The following is a 2905-nucleotide window of genomic DNA, read 5'->3' as shown; positions in this document are numbered from 1 at the left end:
GAGCGCCTGGTGTCCCTGCGCGAGCACGACCTGCCCACCCACGGGGGCCGGACCCTCGCCTATGTCTACGACTCGGGGCGCGCGGAGGTGGACCTCGTCGCCCGGGAGGCGCTCGCGGCATACGGCGGTTCGAACGGGCTGGACCCGACCGCGTTCCCTTCGCTCGCGGCGATGGAGCGCGAGGTGGTGGGCTTCGCGGCCGGGCTGCTCGAGGCGCCGGCGGGGTATGCCGGGACGGTGACCAGCGGGGGCACCGAGTCGTGCCTGCTCGCCGTGCTCGCGGCGCGCGACGCCCGGCCCGAGGTCGCGCGGCCACAGATCGTCGCACCGACGACGATCCACGCGGCCTTCCACAAGGCGGCGCATCTGTTCGGGCTCGAGCTCACCCTGGTCGACGTCGACCCGGTCACCTACCGCGCCGATCCCGCGGCGATGGCCGCGGCGCTGACCGACCGGACCGTCCTCGTCGCGGCGAGCGCACCGTCATATGCGCATGGGGTGGTCGACCCGATCGAGGTGATCGCCGCCGTGGCCGCCGAGCGGGGCATCCGGTGCCATGTCGATGCCTGCATCGGCGGTTTCGTCCTGCCCTTCCTGGACGCGCCGCCGTGGAGCTTCGCGGTGCCGGGTGTGACGAGCGTGTCGGCCGACCTGCACAAGTACGGATATGCGCCCAAGGGCGCCTCGCTGTTGCTGCACCGGTCGATGGCGCTGCGGCATACCCAGTTCTGGGCGACCGCGGACTGGCCGGGCTACGGGGTGGTCAACTCGACCCTGCAGTCGACCAAGTCCGGTGGGCCGCTGGCCGCCGCGTGGGCCACCGTCTCGATGCTCGGCCGGCAGGGGTATGCCGCCCTGGCCGCCGAGGCGCGCGAGGCGACCCTGGCGATCGCGGCGGGCGTGGACGGCATACCTGGGTTGCGCGTATTGGTGGCGCCCGACTCGACGCTGCTCACGCTGGCGACCGATGACTCGTGCGATGTCTACACGATCGCCGACGAGCTGCTGGCGCGGGGGTGGTACGCCCAGCCGCAGCTGCCCTATCGGGGTGGGCCGGCGAGCCTGCATCTGACTGTGTCGGCGGCGACCGCGCCAGGCGTCGCGGATGTGCTGGCGGCGCTGCGGGAGGCGACTGCGGCGGCGCAGGCGGCCGGGCCGGGCGCGGTCGACTCCGGCATCGCCGGTGTGCTCGGCTCACTCGACCCAGCGGGTCTCGACGATGCAACCCTAGGCGGGCTGCTCGCCGCGGCCGGGCTGGCCGGCGGTGACGGCGGTCTGGCCCTGCCAACCCGGATGGCGCCGATCCACGCGCTGCTGGGGTCCTGCTCGCCCGGCGTGCGCGCCGCGCTGCTCACCGCCGTCATCGAGCGGGTATGACGTCACCTGCGTGACAGCCCTGGCGCTCGACGGAGCCGGCGTCCACGCGGGTCTTCGGGGCGGTCGACCTGGCCGGATCGGGCCCGGCTACACCTCGTGGTCGTGGATGAGGTTCGCGGCAATGAGCTGGGAGCGGTCGGCGAGGATGGCTCGAGTCTGGGTGTCGGCGAGGACGCGGTGGTCTTCACCGAAGATGATGGCTCGGTCGGTGAGGTCCGCCAAGGTGTGCAGGTCGTGGGTGGCCAGGACGACGGTCTTGCCCGCCTCACCGAGCTGGGCGATGAGGTCGATGAGCCAGTGCTGGGTGCGCGGGTCGAGCGCGGCCGTGGGCTCATCGAAGAGGATGACCTCGGGATTCATGACGAGGACCGAGGCGAGGGCGACCTTCTTCTTCTGGCCACCGGAGAGCTGGAACGGGGTTCGGTCGGTGAGGTCCTCGATCTCCAGCATGTCGAGGACATCGGCGGTGCGGGCCGCCGTCTCCGCTGCGGAGAGGCCGAGCTGAAGGCAGCCGAAGGCGATCTCCTCGCGCACCGTGGCCGAGAAGACCTGGACGTCGGAGTTCTGGAAGACAATCCCCACCCGGGACCGGAACCTGGCGTTGACGGCCGGGTCGGCCAGTGACTCCTCGGTCAGCGGTTGACCGTATGCCGACAGCTCCCCGGACGTGGGGAAGACCAGACCGTCAAGGATCTTCAGCAGGGTCGACTTGCCGGAGCCGTTGGCGCCCAGCAGGGCGATCCGCTCCCCCCTGCGGATCTGGAAGCTCACGTCATCGAGCGCAGGGTAGCGGTCGAGGTAGGTGTAGCCGAGCCCTTTGGCGTGGAAGACGATCTCGGTGTCTGCCATGGCGTGGGTGCCCGTGTCGGCGTCGATGCCCGGACGCGGGTCAGCGGAGAAGATGGTCGCCCCCGACGATGACGACCGCGACCATCAGCGAAGCGGCCAGAGCCAGCAGGTCCGTGCCGGAGGCGCGGAAGCCAGTGAGTGTGTGGTGCTGGCCGGCATACCCGCGGGCCGTCATCGCCTGGTGCACCTCTTCGGACAGGTGTCCGGCCCGCCCCAGCAGTGTGCCCACGGCCGCCCCGACGAACCGCCGGTCGCCCGCGGTGTGCGCGACCGGCTGCACCGTGCGCGCCTTACGGGCCAGGACCATGTCCAGCACCGAGCCGAGCAGGACGAAGAGGTAGCGATAGGCCATGGCAATGACCATGACGAAGATCCGTGGCACTCCGAGCGCACCGAGGGCGGCCAGCAACCGGTTCCACGAGGTGCTGATCGTCACCAGCAGCACCAGGGAGACCGAGCACGCCACCCGCAGGATGACCAGACCTGCCGAGGTCAGGCCTTGTGAGGTGATGCCTTCCTGCGCGCCGTGCCACGTCCACAGCGGGACCAGGACCTCGCCCGGAGTGATGACGGACAGGGTTGCCGGCGCGAGGGCGACCGCGGTGAAGAGCGGGACGAAGAGCCAGACCCGGGTGACGAATGCGCCGACCGACACTCCTCCCGCCCAGGCGAGCAGGAC

At 71.2% G+C, this 2905-nt stretch carries 3 protein-coding genes; 1 reads left to right on the top strand and 2 read right to left on the bottom strand.

Annotation, left to right across the window (positions count from 1 at the left end; genetic code table 11):
- Positions 1-1377, top strand: a 1377-nt coding sequence (locus B4M60_RS01165; RefSeq protein ID WP_291079531.1) for a pyridoxal phosphate-dependent decarboxylase family protein, incomplete at its 5' end; no start/stop codon positions are given.
- Positions 1378-1464: 87 nt separating this feature from the next.
- Here the strand turns inward: B4M60_RS01165 and B4M60_RS01160 are convergent.
- Complete coding sequence (locus B4M60_RS01160; RefSeq protein WP_291079530.1) at positions 1465-2226, bottom strand: energy-coupling factor ABC transporter ATP-binding protein; 762 nt, start codon at positions 2224-2226, stop codon at positions 1465-1467.
- Between the two features lie 40 nt (positions 2227-2266).
- A partial coding sequence (cbiQ, locus tag B4M60_RS01155) for a cobalt ECF transporter T component CbiQ (protein WP_291079529.1) occupies positions 2267-2905 on the bottom strand: 639 nt, incomplete at its 5' end.

The sequence above is a fragment of the Dietzia sp. UBA5065 genome (genome assembly GCA_002415925.1).
Taxonomy (GTDB): domain Bacteria; phylum Actinomycetota; class Actinomycetes; order Mycobacteriales; family Mycobacteriaceae; genus Dietzia.
This window is presented reverse-complemented; position numbering and strand designations above follow the sequence as displayed.